Raw genomic sequence first — 21,616 nt, forward strand, 5'->3', positions numbered from 1 at the left:
CAACGGGCCAACCCGACGAGACCATGGGGACGTGAGCGACACCCACCCGCAGGCGCGGAGGTGGTGGTCCTGATGTCCACCTGGAGCCTGATCGGCCGCATCCACGACAACGGGTACACCTTCGACGCCGTTCCCTTCGACGCCGCAGATCAGCCCGAGATGGTTTCGTGGCTCCGATGGATGTGGGCCGACATGTTCGACAGCAAGACCGACGAGTTCATCAAAGGCATGCTGAGGCAGGGGCGGGACTCCGCCACCGCGTCACGGCCGGCCAAGGTCCAGGGCGACCTGCGTAGCGCGACCTCGCTCAACGTCGCCGAGTGGCTGTACCTCATCGACCCGCGCACAGAGCAGATCCTGGTCTACGAGGCCACGATCCACGACCGATGGCTGCACCACAGCATGCACCCACTCCGGACGTTGCCACATAACCTGCCGATCGGTAGCGGCAGCGACGATCCGGAATCGCATTGGTGGCGGCCGGCTGCTGTAGGCCTGCGCGGGCAGTACATGAGCTGGCCCGTGCGCATCTTGGAAAGCAATCGCGGGCAAGGGCAGATCATCGTCAAGCTCGACTTGGCCACCCTGAGCGACATTCTCACGGTCACGTTCACGCTCGACCTCGACCGCGCCGACGGCATGCCCGATGTTGGCATAACGGCCGACGGCACAGTCACCGTGACCTGGTACCCGGGCACGGACCACGAGCAGGTCCAGCGCATCACGGCCGACGCCAACGAAGAACTCGTCATCGGACCGCACATCCTGCCCTGGACGCTGCCCGAGGAACAGGTTCTCGACTACGACTTCCGCACGGTCTCGGCTGTGGGTCCGGTGCGACGGTGGGTGTCACAGGACGAGTTCCGGACCCAGCATCCGGACATCCCCGCATTCCCCCTGTCGACGATCTGTGCCGCGATCATCGGCCTGTCACCGCACGCACCGGCCGTCCTCGGCACGAACCGCACGCCACACGTGGTGTGGCTGGTCGCGCCGACACACGCCCTGATGGTCACACCCACCTTCGGTGACGGCCGGCCCGGACGCGGCGGCGTCGCTCTGCCCCGCCCCCTGGCCGGCACCTGGGCGGCGGACCCGAACGTCGCCGTGCTGTCCCCGCTCGAGGTCACCGCCGCCTGCCTGAACCTGCACCACCTGCCGTCGTAACCGCGACGGCTCATTTCGCCCGTTCAACCTGACGCGATCGCCCCGGCCGGGGCCCGAACACCTGCTGCGCCGGCCGGCTGGCCGGTCCATGTCAGCAGGAGCGGTCTCGGCCGGGGCGTCGGGTCCGCCCGCGCGCACCGTCGCGCAGAAGGACTGACCATGTTCCCGAATCCAGACCCCGTTGGTAGCGCCGTACGGTGCCTGGCCCTGACGAGGCGGTGACGACCCCGTGGACGACGCCTTCCTACAGCGGGCAGCCGGCGCCGCCGGCTACCACCTCACCTCCGACCGGCTGACCCCGGCCGCTATCGAGCAACCCGAGCACGTCGCGAAGTGGATCGCCGCAGCCGCCCGCTATACCGCGACGAGCAGGACCCACCGCCTGCTGACCGAGGCCGCGAAGCAGTTGCGGGACCGGCTCGCCGGCAGGCCCCCATCGCAGCTCATCGAGGACGCCGAAGCGCTCGCCGCCGTGTGCGACCTGCTGGCCGAGATCGACGAGGACCTCCACGAGGCCCTGCGCGACATCGGCAGCCGCAGCGTCATCCTCGCGCAGCTCGACCGGCCGCCGCTGATCGACGACCCGGCGGCCACCGCCCTGCCCGCGGCCCTGACCGGACGGCAGGAGGCCGGCGGCGACGGTGATGGCCTGGCTGCCCGGACGCACCACGTCACCTCCGGCAACCCGCTGCCACCGGGCCGCCGCCGTCCCCGCCGCCCTCCCCAGTAGCGGGCCCCGACCGGACAGACGAGCAACTCGACCGCCTTCTCAACCGTCACCCGACCCCGCGCTTTCCGGCACCGGGTGGCCCTTCCGTGCGCAAGGAGCGAAACGACAATGACCCGCCGACTTTGGTGGCGTGTGGAGGAGATCCTTCCACTGGCCGAACACGCCTGCGCCGCCCTTAAGCACCGCGACCCCCACCAGGCAGACGTCCGCGGCTGGTCGGAGCCCGGGCTGATGTGGTCACGCGACGACCACGGCGACTGGCTGTCCTCCAACGGCCTCCCCGGCTGGCACGGCCCCGACGGCGCCGAGCACCGGGTGCGAGCCGAAACCTGGACCCACACCGCCACCGGCGCCAGCGGCAACCCCCCGCCCTCCGATGACCACGACAACGGGTTCCTACCCCTGCAGGTGGTGCACATAGACGGGCGTCGCGACCTGATCGGCCTACTCCGGTTCGCCCAGGATCAGGAGGTGCAGTGGCTGGGGGTCGATCCCCGCCTCGCCAGCAGGCACAGCAACGACCGGTACCTCCTGTCACAGAGCCGGGGCGACATCCTTCCCCCCGACGCGACCTGGGTACCGGCGACGGTCACCTGTCCCATCGTTCCCGGGGGCCCGTATCGGGCGTTGGTCGCCGACGGATACACCGCCCTGGACGGCGGTCTGCTGTGCCGGTTCCCCAGAGCCGAGGTGGAGCGCATGGTGCAACTGCCGCCCGACTTGCCCGGCGAGTACCCGGTTTTGCATGTTTCCGAAACCGTCGCGATCGAGCTGTGGGACACGGGGGCCGTCGGCGAGGAACCCAATTCGTGGGTCGAGGTCGACCGGATACCGGGGACGCCGATGGCTGCTACGCCATCGGCGCCTACCGGTGGCGCTGGACCCCCGCGAACGCCGAGGACCGCTCGTGAGCGCCCGCCGGGCCACGCGCGGGCCGGGCACTGCGAATCCCGCCGACGACCCCGCCTTCCGGCGCGCGCTGCAGCGGCGTGTCGGCGCCCTGGCCGCAACGGTCACCCTGAAAGACCCCACCGGTGGCCTAAGTCCGACGGCCCAGCGGGAACGGCGAGAGCAGGTAGCCTCCGCCTGGCTCTACATGACCTGCGTCGCCGCCTGGGCCGAGGACCATCACCTCGTGGAGCCGCCGCTGCTGCGCACCAGCCCGCCCGGGGTGGTGCGGAACGCGGCGAGCGCGCCGCTGTGGCTCGGCCGGGCCTTCGAAGCCCTCACCCGGCACCCGGCGACCCAATGGCTGCTGCACCCGGAGTACAACCCGATGCTGTGGGCCGGCGCGCCCAGCGCCACCGCCTGCCACGAGTTGATCGACTGGTGGGCCACCCAGGCACCGTCGCTGGCCTGGCCCGACCAGCGCGGCTACCCGCCGTCGATCAGCGGCTGGGCCATCGGTGACCTGCTGCAAATCCTGTCGCCCGAGCGGCGGGCCCGCCACGCCCTGGTGCAGACCTCACACTTCGTCGCGGACTTCATCCTCGACCTGACGCTTCACCCCGCAGCCATCACCTTCCGTGACGAGCCGGTGCTGCGGCTGGTCGACCCGACCGCCGGCACCGGCAACTACCTTGTCCGCACCGTCGACTATCTCTGGCAGTGGTACACCACCGGCCGCATGGATCCCCGATCCGTGAGACAAACAGCCGTCACCGGCGGGCAGGCTCACAGGCCGGAGGAAGCGATCCGCCGGATCCTCGCCGGCGTCGACGGCGTCGACATCGACCCGCTGACCGCAGCGGTCGCCCGGTTACGGATAACCGTCTACCTGGGACACCTGTTGGCTGAAGCCGGGGTGCTCCCGCGACCCCTGCGCCTTGCCGCCATTCCCGCCTGAGTAACCCCACGCATCGCGGTGGGCGACTCGCTACTCATGGGCAAGATCAGCCGCGCCGAGTACCGCCGGCTGCATCCGCACCTGGTGGACCTGCCCGGTGCGGCGTTCCCGCTGGCCGACTTCAGTTGGCCGCAGGCCGCCACGGCGCCGCCAATGCCCGCTCGGCAACCACTGCGCTAGACCCGACCGCCGGAACTGAGCAGATCACCGCCCGACGAGCCCAGCGGAGATCGACACCGCTCGCTCGGAGCGGTGTGTCACGGCGCGCTCAAGTCCAGAGCCGCTGCTGTTCATCCCTATTCGCCGCTCGGTTTCCGCTATCGCGGCCGAGCCGCACCTAACTCAAAGGAGGACCACTGTGCTGCACGCTGATACCCGCGCCGCCATACCGGCGGTGCTAACCGGTGTTGAGTCAGCCGCCCATCAGTACGGCTGGGACCAGCCCCCGATCGTGTTCGGCATGTTCGGCCGCGTCGACCTGGCCAACAGCTCCAGCCGCGGGACGATCGAGGTCGACCCGACCCTGGCCGCACCCGACCTGTGGACCACGCCCGACCCGACCCAGCCCGACGAGTCGCTGCCCGTACCGGTCGTACTGCAACGCCTCGCCCGCGAACTCGCCGCACCGGGCACCCAAGCGTGGCTGCAGCACTGGCTTCGGCAAGACGGCCGCGTCTGCATCGGATTCGGACTGAGCTTTGAGGCCTGGGCCGCACCCATGATGCCTGATTACCGGCGCGGCGACCTCGCCAAGGCACCCGCAGCGCTTCGCCGGGAGGTCCGCATAGTCGCCGCCGTCGACACCGACCTCGGCTTACACCGAGTCTCGCGGCTAAACGGCGACCAAACGCCCACCGCGCGTAGCTGGCCCGAGCTGCCGCCTTGGAGCCGTCGCCGCGGAATTGTCCTCGGCCTACGCGCCCTAACCGAGCTGGCAAAACGCGTCTAAGACCGTTCCCGCCCCATCGGGACTACCTCAGGCGCCCGTCCCGGCCCGCTCGCGGTGATGGCGGGGGCGAGCGTGCGTCACAGCCCGCGCCGAATCAGTAGATCCGAAAGGAGCATTGCTCGCACGGCCGTCGGTGCCGTCACAGGTTGGGCTGGCTTTCAACGAAACCCTGCCAAGGGACTCAGGAGGCAATCCGATGCAACCACCCGATCCTCGCGTAGCCTTCTACGCCGACCACATCATGACAGAGATCAATGGCGATATAGCCGAAGGGATCGTGCCACCCGGCGTCGGCAACTTCGCCGACCTGCACCGCTATCTCGACGCGAACGACTATCTCGAAGACGCCGCCGTGCCGTACCGCAATCAGGCGGACCGCGATCTCGTCAGCGCCGTCCAGAACGAGGTCAGCCGGCGGCTACGTACGCCGGGCCGCACCTTCTGCACCTATCGCCGCTGCGCCTTCAACGCGCACGATCACACCACCACTGTGAGCCCGAACGGGCAGCACCTGGACAGCGACGTTCCGCTGCATTGCGGCGGCTGCGGCCAACCCGCACACTACGACGCCCGGCTGGAGGACTACCGGCACGACGATCCTGCCGTGCCCGACTGCTTCCTCATCCGCCGAGACAGCGGGGGCATGGGGAGATTTGGGCCGCACCACGTCCGTGCACCCGGAGACGGGTGCGCAGACTCAACTTCCGGACAGGAGATCCCATGACCCCAGCAATCCCAGTGATGCGCATCCTGGCGTATGTGATAGCCGACTCGCTGCTGGAGGAGCTCACCCGTGAGGAGCTGGTCATCGCCGCCGCGGAGCGGGGCGTCTCACTTATTAACCCGGAGATGACCGACGAGCAGATCCGCACGGTGATTCGCCGCCACGCCGCCGACAAGGCACGACGCGACGGACTGCCGGTCGATGACCTGCCGACCCTCACCGCCGCCGAAGGCCGGGACCTCGGCCGGCGCCTCGCCGGCGGCGGACCCCGTCCACAGGCAGCACCGGGCGGGACACGGCCGCCGACCCAGCCCCGGCTCGATCCGGATCTAACAGACGATGCATGAGCCGAGGGGATCGAACGCCTCACCGCCACGTACGCCGCACCCGGCGCCGCCAATCCCGGCCTGGATGCACTTGATCTAGCACCAGTGTGGTGCGTTCATCGTGGTCATTGTCCCGGCCTCTGAGGTGGCGGGGTGGCCAACTACGCCGCACTACGTCACGGCAGCCTTCGCCGCCGTGAGTTGACAGTTCTCACCACCGGGGTGTGGTGGCAAGACCCCTGCTCGGGGCCGGGCCGACGCACCCGTTTCCGCTGCGCGGACATTGCACGACGCCCGCGCATCCGGAGACGGGTGCGCGGGCCCTATTTCCGATCAGGAGATCCCATGACCCCAGCAACCCCACCCGCACCGCCTGCCGGCGCCGGCTCGGGCACCGCCGCCCCACCCGGGGCGGGCAGCTCTCGATCCGGGTACCTCTACCGGCAGGTCGCCCTCTATCTGGCCAGCGAACCCGACAGCGTCCTGAAGGTCGGCGACGTGACGAAGGCGATCGGGGCCCCGTCGTCCGGCGCTGTGTTCGAGGCGTTGAAGCGGATGGCTGCCGCCGGATACGCCACCCATCAGACCACCCCACACCGGTTCCAGATCACCCAGTCCGGCATCGACGCCGCCGGCAACCTGCCACCCACGCCGCGGGCGGGCGGCGCGGGCGGGCGGAGGTCGCGACGGCACTCCGTCGCCCGCCCCAATGGTGACCTGTACTTCCCCCGCAATCTGGCCGGCGCGGCGGATGTCGACGTACTGCGCCGGCTGCGTGACAAGCGCATCCCCGTGCTGCTATACGGGCCACCGGGCACCGGCAAGACCGCCATGGTCGAGGCCGCCTTCGACGACCTGCTGACCGTGGCCGGCACGGGCGACACGGTCGTGGAGGATTTCCTCGGCAACTTCATCCCGCTTGCCGGCGGCGGCTACGAGTGGGTCTACGGCCCGCTGGTGACCGCGATGCGGGAAGGCCGGGTGCTGCTGGTCGACGACGCCACCCTGATCCCGCCCAAGGTCCTCGCCGTGTTGTACCCGGCCATGGACGGCCGACGGGTCATCACCATTCCCGGCTACCGCAACGAACGGGTCGAAGCCGTCGACGGGTTCTACGTCGTGGCCGGGCACAACCCCGGCGTGCACGGGGCGGTCCTCACCGAGGCCCTCGCCTCCCGGTTCGAGGTGCACATCGAGGTCACCACCGACTGGGACCTCGCCCGCTTCCTGGGGGTGCCTGCCGCTGCGGTCGACGCCGCTATCGCTCTCAACCAGCACAGGAGCAGCGGGAAGGTGAGCTGGGCGCCTCAGCTGCGCGAAGGGCTGGGCTTCACCCGGGTGCGCAAGACCCTCGGCCTGCCCGCCGCCGTCGCCAACCTCGCCGGCCGCGCCCCAGAGGACGACCGCGCCGAAGTCATCGCCGTCCTGTCGCAGCACTTCAACACCACCGTCACCGCGCTGTCGCTGGGCAAGCAGCGCTAACCCGGAAAGGGATTCCTCTTATGCATCCGAGCACACACTTGCACCCGGCCGCTGGCGCGCACACCGCCGCCGACCCGGCCTGGGCCGACTGGGACCTGGCCTGGACCCGCCAGATCCGTACCCTGACCGGACGCACCGACCTGAGCGTGGTCGTCGCGCCCGGCGCCGGCGGCGGAGCACCCGCCTGCTTCTACCCCGACACCGGCCGCGTCGAGGTCGACGCCACCCACATCGGTGACCCCACCATCGCCAACCCCCACCGGGCCGGACACAAGAAACTCGCCCCCACCGGCTATGGGCTCCTCGTCCACGAGGCCGGCCACGCCGCGCACAGCCGCTGGCGCGCACCGACCGGCACGCCACCGGTCCTCGCCGCGGTCGCCGACCTACTGGAGGAATCCCGCGCCGAAGGCCGCCAACGCGGCCGCCGCCGCAGCGACCGGCGCTGGCTGCGGCACACCGTCCAAACGCTGATCAGCCCCGACGACGCCCCCGTCGACGACGTGTGGCACGCCGGCCAGCTCGCCGGGCTACTCCTCGCCCGCGTCGACGCCCGCGTCCTGACCAGCAAAGACGTCCGGGCCGTGCGCGCGGCGGTCACCTCTGTCCTCGGACGCGACCGGCTCGCCCAGCTGCGGGATGTGTGGCGGCAAGCGCACACCTGCGACGACGACGACGCCGACGCCATGATCCAGCTCGCCCGGCGGTGGTGCCGCATCCTCAACATCAACCCAGATCTGCAACCCACCCTGCCCCCGGTTGACCTCGGCGTGTTCCCGGGCGCCCTCGCCGAAGCCCTCGGCGGCTACCTCGCCGCCACCGCCGGACTCACCCCGGGTGACTACCTCACCCAGTTGGTCGCCGACCGGCACGCCGCCCCCGCGACCTGGACCCGCCGCGACCCCACCCCAGACGAGCAGCGGGCCGCCCGGCACCTGACCGCCCGACTGCGCCAGGCCCGCACCAACAGCCTCGAACCGGCCACACGACCGTCGGCCATCCCACCCGGGCGCCTACGCACCCGGGCCGCGATCACCGCCGACGCCCAACGCGCCGCCGGGCAACTGCCCACCGCCACCCCTTGGCAGCAACGGACCACCGAGCGTCCGCACAAACCGGCCCTGCACCTGGCCGTGCTCGTCGACGTGTCCGGCTCAATGCGCCGCTACACCGCCCCGATGTCATCGGCCGGCTGGATCCTCGCCAACGGGGCACGCGGCAGCGACGCGACAACCACCACAATCGCGTTCGCCGAGGCCGTCACCGTCGTGGTACCACCACGGCAGCGGCCCACCCAGGTATCCCAGATGGAAGCCGTCGGCGGTACCAGCACCTTCATCGAGGCAGTCAAGCTCGCCGACCAGCTCCTCGACCTACGCCGTCCAAGAACGGTCCGCATGCTCGCAGTCGTCTCCGACGGCGACCTACCCGACCGCGAACCTGCGCAACGGCTCATCAGCACCCTGCACCGCGACGGCTGTGCCGTGCTGTGGCTGCGCCCGGCCAACCTTCGCGGCCACACCTACCGCGACACCACCACCATCACCGTCGACGACCCCGTCGAGGCAATCACCCACATCGCCAACGCCGCCGTCACCGCCCTCGAAACGGCGTGACACGACCCTCGGCGGCCCTGCGTCGATGTTCCGCCGGCTCACTCGCGATGCAGGAACCGCGACGGCTACCCCGAGCAATGGCTTGATCTTTCCGCAGAGTCGGGCGTCGATCAACCGGTCATCGCCTGGGCAGGCGAGCCACGGGCCCGGACGCCTCCAGGTCCATGGCTCGCCGCTGCGGCGCCCACCCTGCCGACCAACGTCAGCTGATCCGGCACTGCCCGCGCCCGATCCCGCCATGTCCGGGGTTCGAACATCGAGTGGCTCCGGCACTCAGCCGGCCACCGAACAAACCGAAGGAGCGAACGTGACCGAGACTACGGCCAACGCCCTGATACGGCTGCCGCACACCGGGCTGCGAGTACCCGACACCAGCCTGTCCGTCACCGCGTACAGGGAATTGACCACCAGCGACGGGGTGGCGTTCACGGCGAACCTGCGGGTCGACAGCAAGATCGTTGGCACGATCGAAAACGAGGGGCACGGCGGCATGACCCTGCTGCAACCCCGCGATTGGCGCACGTACGGCGAGAAGCAGATTGAGGCGTACGCCGCCCGGTGCCGCACCGAGGAAGGCACTGCGGTCACCGCCGAGCATCTGCTCGACGAGCTGATCGAGGAGGCCGACTGGGCGCGCAAGGCGCGCGGTGCTGCGGCCAAGCAGCGGCTGCTACTGCGCCTGATGGACCACATCCTCGAGAACGGCTCGGAACGCGCCGACTGGCCGCCCTACCCCCGGTATCGGACCGACAGTCCGATGCCGGTCAGCGAGACGCAGTGGAACGCGCTGCGGGACGAGCTGCTGGACCGGACGCCGCCGGGGCCGCACGGTTGGTGGCAGGGCTGGCACGAGGGCCGGTGGCGGGACGTCACCCCACGGCCGCAGGGCGTACGGACCGACCTGTACGGCTGACCGAGCAGGCAATACATGGGCAACACCCGGTGAGGCTCCTCGGCGACAACGACGAAACGGTCAAGATCCGGTGCACTCTTCGGACGCAACGAGCCTGACCCCGCTCACCCGGGAACCGGCACACCCCTTTCCCGAGCCCGCCGCCCGTACTGGGGGCGGGCCGCTCACGTACACCAACACCAGGCAGGAGAAGACCGAGTCGTGCTCGCACCCACTACCCAAGAGAGCATCGTCGCTGCTCTCACGCATACCGAGAACGTTGTCGACCAGCACGCGGGCTGGAACGTCGGTCCGGTGCTGATCGGCGTGTTCCACCAGCCCCACCGCGACGGCCCACGGATCGAGGTAGTTCCGTTCCCCCTCGGACCAGCCATCTGGACGGTGGCACACCCGCACCGAGCTAGGACCAATCTGCCCGTGCCAATGGTGCTGCGAGCCGTGGTCGACGTCGTCGCCTCACCGCTGGGGTCAGCCTGGCTGCCTGGCTGGCTGCACCAGGACGGCCGCGCCCTCCTCGCCGTCGGGTTCATCTGTGAGGGCTGGACGACCTCCGGCTACACCGGTTACCAGTACGGCGACCTCGACGCGGTGCCGGCCATGGCCGACCACGAGGTCCGCACGGTTACCGCGTACGACACTGACGGCCGCCTCTACCAGATCATCCGGGAGCGCGGCAGTCAGGCGGAAGTCACCGTGGAGAGCCAGCCGGCGCTGGCGCAACGACACAGTCACATCACCGACGCCCTCTACCGTCTGATCGCCGTCTGTTCCGGATAGCGGCACGCCCCGACCGCTGTGGCGCCGCCGCCGTATCGGAACGGACGGGACGCCGCCCGCCCGATCAGGCGCCACATCTCCCTACCCGCGCACGGGTCGCCTATCGCCGCCCGGTGTCCCCGGCCATGACCGACGCCGGCGCGGTGATGGTGCAAACGGCCTTGACCGACGGGCAGCGGCGCTGCCGCCAGCTCACTCCCCCGTACGGAATGGCCGGATCTCACGGGCGAGGACTTGATCCGCCCGCAGAGTCGAGCGTTGATCAGCTGCCGTGACCGTGCGGCAGACGACCGCGGGCCTCGATTCCTCCAGGCCCATTCGACCAACACCACGTCCCCACATCAGCCCTCAAGACAAACAACTACATGCAGTGGAAGGGAACGATGCACGCAACAATCAAGGCGGGACCGGAAACGCCTGTCAGGGGCGGTTTCCCCGGACTGCCGAATCTGCACGACGTACCGCGCTACCTCACCAGACACCTCAGGCCCAGCGACTACACCGTGATCATCGGAGACGCGATCTTACACGGAAGGCTTGAGGACATCCATGACGTCCTCGCGCGTGCCATGGCCAGTGTCGTTCGGTTCTGGATCGATCCCACGCACCAGCCAGGTGAGCCGCTGGCGCCCAAACGCATTCCGAGTCCTGATGCGGCAGAGGTTCAACGCTGGCTGCGGTGGCTGGATACAGCCCACGCCCGGGAACTCGCGCCCGATGTATCCGTGACCGAGTTCCACCGTGCCGATCCGAACTTCTGGGCGACGGTTCGTGATCTGGCCCGCGCCGCGCGCCTCGCCGCCGGCAAGGGGCGTGACGTGCCCCGACTGCTACCACCACACGCACAAGAGCTGACCGTCGCACCCCTTGCCACCGGCGAGGCGATGGTCGTCATCACCACCGGCGACGGGACGCGGATAGCCACCAAACCGCTGGCCCGGTGGCGACTCACTCCCAGCGAAGGCGGCACTCGCGCCGCGGCTGAGGTTCTCGCCGTCATCACCGAGGAAGTGACCCTCGCCCACGGCCCGCGAAGTCGCACGTAGGAGATTGGGACGCCCCAACAAACATCTACCTCAACCCCTTCTTCGACGTGACAAGCGACTCAAGCCACCGTCCTGCGCTCGCCGACATACAGGCGACCTACAACGAGAGAAAGCCCTATCGATGCTGTCAACAATCCAACGGGAAGCCATCCACAACGTCCTGTTCACGATCGACATGCAGGCCACCAACTCCCATCCATGGCCAGGACCCGTGGTGTTCGGCTGGCTCAAGGACTCCCCAGAGCGAGGCCACCCGGACCCGACCGCCCGACGGCTCGAACTAGTTCCGCTCAGGCTGGAGCCCGCCCAATGGCAGAAGTTCCCGGAAGGGCCGGTCGGCGGCCTCCGCCAAATCACCGAGGAAGCACATCACCCCATACACCAGGCGCGAAGTTCCGCCAACGCCGGCCGTACCGATCACAGGGCGCTGGCCTACCTGTTCATGTACCCGCAGCACATCGACCACGAAAGCTTCGGAAGAATCCCGGTGAGGTTCATCGACGCCATTGACACCGACGGCACCTGCTACACCCTCACCCATCTGCCGACTGAACCCCACGCGCTACTCACCAGGGTCGACGACACGGGCGGCCAGGAATTCTTCACCCTATTGAGGCGGTTGATGGACCTGTCGTATCCCGACCCCACGCAACGACCCTGACGATCAAAGGCACCCCCACGGCATCCCGACCAGTCGTTGCCCGTCCTCACCGCGCTGTACCGCTTGGGACACCACACGAGGACGCAAGGACCGAGCAACCCTGGCGGACGCCTCGCTCGGCGCCACCGACGCCAGGAGCACCGCGACGCAAAGGCCCCACAGTCGGCTGGCGAAACGGGGCAACAACCCGCCGCGCCGCCTCCGGTACCGCACGCCTCGCGCGGCCTCCAGGCAAGACCAACGGAGACTGCCGCCCTCCGATCTGACACGCCACCCCGTGACCGGCCGGCCCGTTACCGCGGGCCGGCCGGTCCAACCCCATGCGGCGGGCAAGCAGGCAGGGCGCTGAATCCGCAACTCCCCACGCGAATCAACACCGCGCGACACCTGACGCCCTCGTCGTCATCGCCCAACAAGTGGACACCACCAATGGCGCACGGAGACCAACATAGAGACTCAACGGTCACCCACGGTCCTACCAGCAGCCACTCGACAACGCGGCGCAGCGGACCATCATCTTTCCACAACCGACCGCACCACACGGACCCAGCCAACGACAGAAAGACCTACCGATGCTGTCACCAGCTCAGCGGGATGCCATCCTCCTGTGCCTGCACGCCCTCGACACGTACGCATCCTCCCAGCAGTGGCCCGGCCCCGTGCTGTTCGGCTGGATCCAGGAAAAACCAGTCCCGACCGACCCCGACCCGGCGGCCCTCACCGTCAAAATAGTTCCGATCGTCCTCGACCCCGACCTTTGGTGGGGCCATCCTGACGGGGCAATCGGCGCCCTGCGCCTCATCACTGAAGAGGCACACCACCCTCTCCAGCAGGCATATCTCGCCGCCATTGCCGGGCACACCGACGAGAAAATCCTGGCGTACCTATTCATGTATCCGCAACAGATTAGCCACGAAGACGTTGGCACCGTGGTGGCGAGATTCATTGACGTTGTCGACACTGACGACATCTGCCGCACCATCAAGCGCCTACCAAACGCACCGAATGCATTACTTGCCACGGTCGACGATCCGGGAGGGCACGAGGTCCTCACCCTACTGCGACGGCTGACCCACCTGACGCGCCCGGAGACTCCGCCGTCATCGTGACCGTCGCCGACTAGGCGCCGCTGCGCCGGTGGCAGGGATACCCGCGCGAGGAACTTCCCGCAGCCGTGAGACGCCGACGTGATGACCCTTGACCGGGACCTACCAGTTCGTCTCGGCAACGAGGCCGATCTGCGCGCCCACCATGGCCGGCCGGACCTCGCGCGACGTCCGGCCGCTGCCACAGAGCACCGCCAACCTGTGCCAGTAGCTCGCCCTGCCCAATCCCGGCCGGCATCAACGTCCCACGGGCGTCGGCCGGGCCGGCTTCCCACCGATTCGACTTCGACGGCACCACGAGGCACCCGCGCCGACAAACACCCGCGTTTGTCCCTGTGCCGTGCCCGAGGGCGACCGTGCGCGCATTCCGCCCTGCCCGTGGGCGCACCGGCAACACCACTCGCTCCCATGCCCTCGGCCGCCTGGCACCAGGGCTGATTCGTGTTGGAAGGAGATATCACGTGATCAGGCAACTATGGTTCGACCTTCTAGAGGCGCTCCACCTGGCTGAAGAAGTGGCAGTCGGAGAACATGTGCCTCACGGGGCGCAGGACGCGCCGCAGCCGTGGCTCGTCCTGGACGTCAACACCGGCGGCCTGTGGTTCACCCCGCACGATGCACCCAGGCCCCGGTCGCGGCGCCTGAGCGTTGTGCACGCCGACGGGCCAGTCCCACGGCAGGAGTGGCCGTTGTACCGGCGGTCGCTCACCGAGCCGGACCCGGACGGCGCCAACGTGCTACAGCAACTGCGCGACGCAGCCAGCGACGGGCGCCGCTGGCTGGTCTTGGACGCCTCCATACCGCCCAGGCTGCACACCCTCGCCGCCTACGAGACCGACACCGCCCCCGCACGGGCGACCTGGATCCCCGCCTACCTCACCATCGGCGGGCTCGGCCCCTACCCGGGCCAGATCGCGCGCGGCTACCAACACAGCGGCGCCCCGGTAGCGCGCTTCGAGCCGCAGACCGTGGTTCGTATCGCCGTCGATTCCGACGCCCGCGCCGCGCGCGACCCGGAGCGCCCGGCAGATCTACTGGTCCTGCGCGACTACGGCAACGGGTTGGAGGCGTTCCTGATGCGCGCGGCCGGCGCGGTGAGAGACCTCGACTACGGGCAACCGGCCGCGACCACGCCGGTGGGCATGAAGCCGATCCACGTCGACGGCGACGGCTGGTACCCCATTGTCGACAACCGCTGGCGGGCCACGCAGGTCAGACCCCCGATGATCCGCTCCTCCGGGACCGACGAGCACCTGACGAATCCGCCAGTGTTCGGCTCCCACGCTCCAGGCGGTGCCCGCTGCACGGTCTGCGGCGCCAGCGGCTACGACATCGCTTACCAGGAGTTGCCCTCAACAGCCGGCTACGGCACGGACACCTCGATCTGGTGCCGTATCTGCGGATCATCGGTGAGCTTCGCCGAAGAGGTTGGCTGGGCGACGCGCCGCGCCGTGTGGCCACCTACCCTGACAGTTCCCGGTGACGCCTTCCCGATGGACGGGGGCCCGCGATGACCGACGATCCGGGCAGGAGTGCGTTCGAGCGACGGTCCACGCCTCCCGGTCGTGGGCGTCCCAACGCAGATAGCCGCCCCGTCGTCGCCATCGACGTCGACGGCGTTCTCAACCCCGATCGACCGTCCACGGCCCGCGCCCTCGGCTACCTGCCGCACCACTACGACGGGCCCAGTCCGACCGGCGCGCAGGTGACCGGTGTCATCTGGCTGCACCCGCAGCATGGCGCCTGGTTGCGCGAACTTGCCGACCAGGGCGCCGACCTCGTGTGGTGTACGAGCTGGGGGCAACTGGCCAACTCGTGGCTCGCGCTACGCCTCGGTCTACCCACCGACCTGCCGGTGATCGACGTCGGCGAAGGTGGCGGCGTCCGGTTCGGCCGTCAGCCGAAACTCGGCCCGCTCTACAGGTACACCGGGCAGCGACCGGTCGTCGTCCTCGACGACGAGATCGGCGGCAAAGATCCGGACGAGGCCACCCGTCGCACCGCCGCCGGTACACCGACCCTGCTGGTCCCCATCGATCCGGGTATCGGCCTGCAACGCGCGCACATCGACCAGGTCGCAACCTGGCTGCGATCCCTACCCGCCCGCGCCGAGGTCCACCACCCACCACGGCGGCCGGCCACCCGGACCCGACACGGTGGTCTCGAACCAAGGGTCAAACCCGCGGGCGGGATTCACGCCAGCGGCGCCCATCCCGGCGCTCCGTGGAGCGACAGGGTTGTCCCCGCTCCTGAGCCGGAACACGGCGTTGACGAGGAGCCGACCGAGCGGCTCAGCGTCGGCGACCCGGTGCTACGCAAGTCGCGTCTGCTCTCCCGGCAGTGCGACACATGCGTATTCCGGCCCGGAAACCTGATGCAGCTGAGCGGCGGCCGGCTGCGCGACCTGGTAAATCAAACGCTGCGGGACGAATCGTTCATTATCTGCCACGAGACGTTGCCGTACGCCGGACCAGCCAATAATGCGGTCAAGCCGGCTATCTGCCGCGGGTTCGCCGACCGCTACTCGACACAGGCACTGCAGGTCATCGAGCGACTCTTCGGGTTCGTGGAGGTAGACCCACCCACCATCACGAAGTCCCCGGAGAGCGACGGCACGGTCGCAGACGAAACCCGTCACTGACGGACGATCCTATCGGGCGGTACGCCTGCCACGTTTCCCCGTTGGCAGGTGCGCATCCCAGCGCTTGACGCGGTCCCGCCTGCGGGCCGATGCCGGCCGCCCTCGTCACACACACCCGCAACGCGGACAGTCGCCATGCCGACATCCGCGTGAAGACGGGAAATTCCAACTCGAAATAGTCCCCAATCGTGGGCACCCACAACAACCTCTCGCAGCATCCATCAAGGAGGCGCCAGCACCATGGCCGGCACAGACGATTTCATGCGCCACCAGGATCAGAACATCGACCGCCTCGGCTGGGCGGTGATATTTGCGCTGACATATGTCTTTCCCCACCCAGGCGACACCGCACCGACCGCCCCGTTCGCCTACACCGTCGGACTCACCGCCCACGAATTTCCCGAACTCGTGATCACGGCCCTCGACGCACCACCCTCGCACGTGCTTCTCAACGACCTGGCCACGCGGGTCTGGGACCGCAATGAACGATTCACCCACGGCACGCGGATCACCGACCTCATCGCCGGCTACGACGCCATCATCGTCGACGGCGAGGCCACCTCGATCATCATCCCGCGCGCGGCGAATGCCCGGTACGGCGCCGACCAGGTGAAACTGCAACAGGTGGTCTGGCCCGACCCGCAGGGCAGGTTCCCCTGGGATCTCGGGTACGGGTACGACCAGGAGCGCCAGCCGCTGATCGGCAAGCCGTAGTCACACCTGTGTGCAAGCACAATCGAGCGTGGGGAGGCTCGGCTTGCGCCGAGCCTCCCGACGTCCCGGCGATAACTGATACCTCCAGCGTTGACTGCTCTGACTAAGATTGACGCTGATCAGGTACTCGTCGCGGCAACGAGATTCGGCCGACAGGGCCTGCGGCACGTGCAAATGGCCAGACGCGGCACGATGCAACTGATAGCCGATCATCCGGTGCCGGTGATCGCGGCGTGTCACCACGATGGAACGACCAACAGCGGAAGGCGAGTCGAGGTGGCTGATCGACCGCAGGGACAAGGCCGATCGCGGGGCGCCGGCCCGGCGGTGGGGTTAGCCGGGGCGGCGCTGCTGGTGGCCGCGGGTGTGATGGCTGCTGTGGCCAACTTTGTTCCGTGGCTGGTGGCGGCGGGGCTGGGCGCGCTGTCCGGGGCCGCAGGCTTGGCGGGCTCGGTCCAGTGGCAACGGCGCGCCGATCGTCGGGCGCGGGAGGACGCATGGGCGGCGGCCCTCAGGGACGGCCTGGCCGACCCAACCGCTACGGCTCCTGGCGAGGAGAGCGTGCTCGGGCTGCTGCTGCCTGAGCATCGGATCGTCCGGTACAGCGTTCAACACCAGTCACTGCTACGTGAGCTGCTGCGGTGGGCCGACGACCGGGGAAACATCACCGAGCGGGTGGTGTATGTCGAGGGGCCTGCGGGGTGCGGTAAGACCCGGCTGCTGGTCGAGTTCGCCGAGCAGGTACCGGCGCGGTGCGGCTGGGTGCGGCCCGGCTGCGGCGAAGCGGCGGTGGTGGCTGCGGCCGGGTTGGCCGTCCCTGCTGTGCTGCTCGTCGACGACGCCGACACCCGAGACGATGTGCCCGCACTGTTATCCGCCCTGGGCAAGTCCGGTGCGGGCATCGTGCGGGTGGTCCTGGTCGCCCGGACCTCGCAGTGGTGGCCCACGGTGCGGGCCGGCCTGCCCGCGCACGCCGTGACCGGCCTGCCATACCGGGCGCAGCTCGCTGTTCCGTCGATCGTGGGTGATGCTCGCAACCAGCAGCAGGTCTTCGACCAGGCGCTGCGGTACTTCACCCCGGAGGGGACCTTGCTCCCGCCGGCGACGCTGACCCCGCAGGATCCACCCCCTCCGGTTCTGTTGGTGCACGCCGCCGCGGCGTTCGCGTTCGCGGCGCGACACCACGGCGCGGTCGACCTCGACAGCGTGGTCGCTGACCTGTTCGCCCTCGAACGGGCGCGCTGGCGGTCCAGCCTTCGACAGGCGGGCCTAGACAATGTGCCGGGCGCGACCCTGCATGAGGCGCTGCTGCTGGCGGCGCTGGTGGGTGCCGTGGACGAACCTATGGCGCTGCGGCTGCTGGCCTGCCTACCCGCGCTGGCCGGCCCAGGCACGGCGGATACCCGCCGCCGAGTCGCGGACTGGCTTCGAGGCACATACCCGCAACGGGTCCCGGACTGGCTGGCCCCACACCTGCCCGCCGTCCTGATAGAGCAGCACGCGGCATACACGGTGGCGAACAGTCCCACCCTGGCCTCCGCTCTGGCGGCGGCCACCTCCACCGACGACAACCGCGCCCGCCATCTGATCACGTCGATCGGCCGCGCGATGAGCCACAGCCCCCAGGCCAACGATGCTTTGGCCGCGATCCTCGCCGCCGATCCATACCCGATGACTACGGCGGCGATCACGGCCACCACAGCCGCCGCCTTGTCCCTGGATCACGTCCTGGCCGCGAGCCTGGCTAAGAACGGGAAAGCCCTGACCGCCATACAGCTGCGGGACCTGCGCCGCATCATCCCAGAGCACGCAGAGCGACATCTGCTGGCCGCCACAACCGTTACCCTGCTCCGCGCCTATGTTGACCACAACACCGTCGATCCCAACCAACCGGACACCCTGCACATCCGCCACAACCTGGCCACTGTGCTGTTGGAGCAGGGGCGCTACGGGGAGGCGGCCGACGAACTCCGGTCGGTCTTGGCCGCCCAGATCAAGGTCCCGGGTCCCGACCACCCCGACACCCTGCACACTCGCTACAACCTGGCCGATATCCTGTACAAGCAGGGTCGTGACGGCGAGGCGGCCGACGAATTCCGGTCGGTACTGGCCTCCCGGATTGAGGTGCTGGGCCCCGACCACCAGGACACATTGAGCTCGCGCCACGCCCTGGCCACTGTGTTGTTGGATCGGGGTAGCTACGGCGAGGCAGCCGACGAGTACCGGTCGGTGTTGGCCGGTACTCGTCGAGGTGCTGGGCGCCAACCACCCGCACACACTGCTCACTCGTCAAAGCCTGGCCGGCATCCTCTCAGAGCAGGGTCGTGACGGCGAGGCGGCCGACGAGTTCCGGTCGGTATTGGCCTCCCGGATCGAGGTGCTGGGCCCCGACCACCCGGACACCCTCAACACTCGCCACAACCTAGCCATTCTGTTGTTGAAGCGGGGTAGCTACGGCGAGGCAGCCGACGAGTACCAGTCGGTGTTGGCCGCCCAGATCGAGGCGCTTGGCCCAAGCCACCCGAACACCCTGATTACTCGCGAAAACCTAGCCATAGTGCTATGGAAGCAGGGTCGTCGCGGCGAGGCGGCCGACGAACTCCGATTGGCGTTGGCCACCCGGATCGAGGTGCTGGGCCCCGACCACCCGGACACCCTCAACACTCGCCACAACCTAGCCACTCTGTTGTTGGATCGGGGTAGCTACGGCGAGGCAGCCGACGAGTACCAGTCGGTGTTGGTCGATCTCATGGAGGCGCTCGGCCCCAACCACCCGAACACACTGCGCACTCGCTATAGCCTAGCCACTGTGTACTGGAACCAGGGTCGTCGCGGCGAGGCGGCCGACGAGTACCGGTCGGTGTTGGCCGCCCGGATCGAAGTGCTGGGTCCCGACCACCCGGACACCCTGAACACTCGCCACAACCTGGCCAGCGTGCTGTCGGAGCAGGGTCGCTACGGCGAAGCGGCTGACGAACTCCGGTCGGTGTTGGCCGCCCAGATCGAGGCGCTTGGCCCGAACCACCTCACGACGGTCAGTACCCGACGAGCAATTGACCTGCTCGCCCAGCGCATCGCAACGGACGATCCGCGGCCGACGAAGCAGCCGTAGCCTGGCGAATACCGCCGCGTCGATCTGGAGTCTGCTGGATGAGCTGCGTCGTGCCAAGGAAGGTGCTTGAGCTTCGCTTGTGACCGGCCGTTCCTAAGCTGGGCACATGGCCAGACGAGTACGCCTCGCCTACTTACTGGTCTACCTCGGCCTCGTGGTCGCCGGGCCTGCCTTTGACCTTCACTGGTGGGTAGCGGCATTCGCTGGTGTCGTCGTGATGGTGCCCGTCGCCAGAGCGGATATCGTGACGACCAACCGGCAACGCATCGAGGTATCAACGACAGGCCTGCATAAGGATGTCGGTGTCTTCGGCGTCAACCGCCGGTATCTGACGGGGGGACCTGCAACCGGCACGGCGGTAGAGGTCAGTGGCTGGGCTGGTTGTTAAGCCGCTCTGTTGGGGGTTGGCGGTGGCGGGCCACCGGTTTCAGGGCTACGGCCGCGTCTCGCCTGGCTGTCGGGGGCCTGGCGGTATGTACCGGCTCACCGTGCGCCGACTTTTGCCGATCTTGGCGGCGATCTCGTCGCGGTTCATGTGAGGATCCACCTGTAGCCAGTACGCGACAGCGGCGGCGGTCGTCCCCGACGGTCGCGCGTCGCCGAGCTTTTCCCCGGAGTTCGGCACCTTTCCGGAGCTGCTGGGCGTCGGCGACGTAGTAGGCCGCTCGGCTTTCGACCTGCCGATGCTCGCGTCTGGCATGTGAGCCGGGCGAGCGTCCGCTGCCTGGGCTGCGTTTTGCGGCACGGCCGTACCAACATGCCCATGCTCTGGTCGTTTGGCTGTCGGCGGAGGCAGTGCGCTCGGTGGGTCAGTGGTGCGGGTAGGCGTCGCGTCGGGGGGCGGTACGGGTTGGGAGCGAGCCGGTGGCTCGTCCGGCCTCGTCGGGTTGTCGGTGGCGTTCGGCTTCTCTCGGCTGCGCATCGGCGGTGGTGAGGCTTGTTTCTGCCGCCGGAGTCTGTTCCGGAGTCCCCCGGGCCGGGCGTGGGCGGAACCGGCGAGGATGCGCGCTGGGGCGAGGTCGGCGGCGACGAGGTTGGTCAGGGCGTCGTAGTCGGCGGAGTTGGCTAGCCGGGTGGCGATTTCGTTGAGGTCGTAGACGTGCACGGCGATGGTGGCGGTGGTGGGGTCGACGGCGGCTTTGATCTTGCTGTGGAGGATCTCGGCGATGGCGGCGTCGCGGCGTTCGCGGTGTAGCTGACTGTGGGCGGCGGCCAACGAGTCGTACAGCCCGAGCCCTGGGTCGGCCTTGGCCAGCGCCCGGGCTCGGCGGGTGAGTAGTGGGTGGCACAGCCAGTGGCCGACCAGTTCGTAGGCGGGAGTGGTCGGCGGAAGGGCGCCGCGGGCGCGGAGCCGGTCCCGGCGTTGGTTTTCCACGTGCATCAGCCATACCAGGTAGCCGAGGGCGGACATGCCGGCGAAGATCCCGCCGAGGAGGTGGTCGGGGTGCACCAGCCAGTTGAACGCGACGGCCCAGGCGGCAATGGCGGCGGACAGCAGCCGGGATCCGAGGGCCCGTTCGCCGAGGCGGCGGCGCACGTCGGCGTTGGCCATCACGACGACGCCGCCGAGTTCCAGGGCGCTGACGGCGGGAATGGCGACGATGGGGGGCGTGTGGAGGGTCTGTACGGCGCCGATGACCTGTCCGGTCAGGGCGACGAGGAGCACGGTGGCGTAGAAGAGCAGGCGCATGCGAGCGGTGTGCTTGACTGCCCGAAGCAGTTGCGCGTCGAGGTGCTCGGCGGTCATCGCGGTGATGCTGGTTGTGGCAGGGCGCGGGTGGGTTCGCGGCCTGGGTGCGCGGCTGT

At 68.9% G+C, this 21,616-nt stretch carries 21 protein-coding genes; 20 read left to right on the forward strand and 1 reads right to left on the reverse strand.

The genetic code is table 11. From position 1 onward, the window contains the following. Positions 1 to 72 precede the first annotated feature (72 nt). From ACQEUR_RS18095 to ACQEUR_RS18190, 20 genes are all read left to right on the forward strand, one after another. Entirely contained in the window at positions 73 to 1,167 is a 1,095-nt protein-coding gene (locus tag ACQEUR_RS18095; RefSeq protein WP_433032279.1) for a hypothetical protein, read from the forward strand. A 229-nt stretch (positions 1,168 to 1,396) separates the two neighbouring features. Then, positions 1,397 to 1,897 (forward strand): hypothetical protein, encoded by a 501-nt coding sequence (locus tag ACQEUR_RS18100; RefSeq protein WP_433032282.1) that lies wholly within the window; start codon positions 1,397 to 1,399, stop codon positions 1,895 to 1,897. Between the two features lie 907 nt (positions 1,898 to 2,804). After that, a complete protein-coding gene (locus ACQEUR_RS18105; protein ID WP_433032285.1) occupies positions 2,805 to 3,743 on the forward strand; it encodes a hypothetical protein in 939 nt (312 codons plus the stop codon). A gap of 18 nt (positions 3,744 to 3,761) precedes the next feature. Beyond that, complete coding sequence (locus ACQEUR_RS18110) at positions 3,762 to 3,923, forward strand: hypothetical protein (protein WP_433032288.1); 162 nt, start codon at positions 3,762 to 3,764, stop codon at positions 3,921 to 3,923. A 178-nt stretch (positions 3,924 to 4,101) separates the two neighbouring features. Continuing rightward, on the forward strand, positions 4,102 to 4,692 hold the full coding sequence (locus tag ACQEUR_RS18115) for a hypothetical protein (protein WP_433032291.1): 591 nt from the start codon (positions 4,102 to 4,104) through the stop codon (positions 4,690 to 4,692). A 196-nt stretch (positions 4,693 to 4,888) separates the two neighbouring features. Continuing rightward, entirely contained in the window at positions 4,889 to 5,416 is a 528-nt protein-coding gene (locus ACQEUR_RS18120; RefSeq protein ID WP_433032294.1) for a hypothetical protein, read from the forward strand. Beyond that, the gene (locus ACQEUR_RS18125) at positions 5,413 to 5,763 is read left to right on the forward strand and encodes a hypothetical protein (RefSeq protein ID WP_433032297.1); all 351 of its coding nucleotides are present in this window, start codon (positions 5,413 to 5,415) and stop codon (positions 5,761 to 5,763) included. The genes ACQEUR_RS18120 and ACQEUR_RS18125 overlap by 4 nt, the downstream gene beginning before the upstream one ends. 324 nt (positions 5,764 to 6,087) lie before the next feature. Then, entirely contained in the window at positions 6,088 to 7,224 is a 1,137-nt protein-coding gene (locus tag ACQEUR_RS18130) for an AAA family ATPase (RefSeq protein ID WP_433032300.1), read from the forward strand. A gap of 20 nt (positions 7,225 to 7,244) precedes the next feature. Then, positions 7,245 to 8,840, forward strand: coding sequence for a VWA domain-containing protein (locus ACQEUR_RS18135; RefSeq protein ID WP_433032303.1), 1,596 nt, complete (start codon positions 7,245 to 7,247; stop codon positions 8,838 to 8,840). Positions 8,841 to 9,147: 307 nt separating this feature from the next. Beyond that, the gene (locus tag ACQEUR_RS18140; protein WP_433032306.1) at positions 9,148 to 9,753 is read left to right on the forward strand and encodes a hypothetical protein; all 606 of its coding nucleotides are present in this window, start codon (positions 9,148 to 9,150) and stop codon (positions 9,751 to 9,753) included. Positions 9,754 to 9,954: 201 nt separating this feature from the next. Next, positions 9,955 to 10,530 (forward strand): hypothetical protein, encoded by a 576-nt coding sequence (locus ACQEUR_RS18145; RefSeq protein WP_433032309.1) that lies wholly within the window; start codon positions 9,955 to 9,957, stop codon positions 10,528 to 10,530. A gap of 383 nt (positions 10,531 to 10,913) precedes the next feature. Further along, positions 10,914 to 11,576: a hypothetical protein gene (locus tag ACQEUR_RS18150; protein WP_433032312.1), complete on the forward strand. Its 663-nt coding sequence runs from the start codon at positions 10,914 to 10,916 to the stop codon at positions 11,574 to 11,576. 121 nt (positions 11,577 to 11,697) lie between these two features. After that, entirely contained in the window at positions 11,698 to 12,237 is a 540-nt protein-coding gene (locus tag ACQEUR_RS18155; protein ID WP_433032315.1) for a hypothetical protein, read from the forward strand. A 572-nt stretch (positions 12,238 to 12,809) separates the two neighbouring features. Continuing rightward, positions 12,810 to 13,346 carry a hypothetical protein gene (locus ACQEUR_RS18160; protein WP_433032318.1) on the forward strand — a complete coding sequence of 179 codons (537 nt, stop codon included), beginning with the start codon at positions 12,810 to 12,812 and terminating at the stop codon, positions 13,344 to 13,346. Positions 13,347 to 13,804: 458 nt separating this feature from the next. After that, positions 13,805 to 14,857, forward strand: coding sequence for a hypothetical protein (locus ACQEUR_RS18165; RefSeq protein WP_433032321.1), 1,053 nt, complete (start codon positions 13,805 to 13,807; stop codon positions 14,855 to 14,857). Further along, a complete protein-coding gene (locus ACQEUR_RS18170) occupies positions 14,854 to 15,984 on the forward strand; it encodes an HAD domain-containing protein (RefSeq protein WP_433032323.1) in 1,131 nt (376 codons plus the stop codon). The genes ACQEUR_RS18165 and ACQEUR_RS18170 overlap by 4 nt, the downstream gene beginning before the upstream one ends. Before the next feature lie 240 nt (positions 15,985 to 16,224). After that, positions 16,225 to 16,698 carry a DUF4262 domain-containing protein gene (locus ACQEUR_RS18175; RefSeq protein WP_433032326.1) on the forward strand — a complete coding sequence of 158 codons (474 nt, stop codon included), beginning with the start codon at positions 16,225 to 16,227 and terminating at the stop codon, positions 16,696 to 16,698. A gap of 192 nt (positions 16,699 to 16,890) precedes the next feature. Further along, positions 16,891 to 19,026 carry a tetratricopeptide repeat protein gene (locus ACQEUR_RS18180; protein WP_433032328.1) on the forward strand — a complete coding sequence of 712 codons (2,136 nt, stop codon included), beginning with the start codon at positions 16,891 to 16,893 and terminating at the stop codon, positions 19,024 to 19,026. Beyond that, entirely contained in the window at positions 18,950 to 19,810 is an 861-nt protein-coding gene (locus ACQEUR_RS18185) for a tetratricopeptide repeat protein (protein ID WP_433032331.1), read from the forward strand. The genes ACQEUR_RS18180 and ACQEUR_RS18185 overlap by 77 nt, the downstream gene beginning before the upstream one ends. A 106-nt stretch (positions 19,811 to 19,916) precedes the next feature. Then, on the forward strand, positions 19,917 to 20,198 hold the full coding sequence (locus ACQEUR_RS18190; RefSeq protein WP_433032334.1) for a hypothetical protein: 282 nt from the start codon (positions 19,917 to 19,919) through the stop codon (positions 20,196 to 20,198). Positions 20,199 to 20,243: 45 nt separating this feature from the next. Here the strand turns inward: ACQEUR_RS18190 and ACQEUR_RS18195 are convergent, their stop codons facing one another. Further along, the gene (locus tag ACQEUR_RS18195) at positions 20,244 to 21,557 is read right to left on the reverse strand and encodes a hypothetical protein (protein WP_433032337.1); all 1,314 of its coding nucleotides are present in this window, start codon (positions 21,555 to 21,557) and stop codon (positions 20,244 to 20,246) included. Positions 21,558 to 21,616: the final 59 nt, after the last annotated feature.

Origin of the sequence: Plantactinospora sp. CA-290183, assembly GCF_050936375.1 — a bacterium.
Classification (GTDB): Bacteria; Actinomycetota; Actinomycetes; order Mycobacteriales; family Micromonosporaceae; genus Plantactinospora.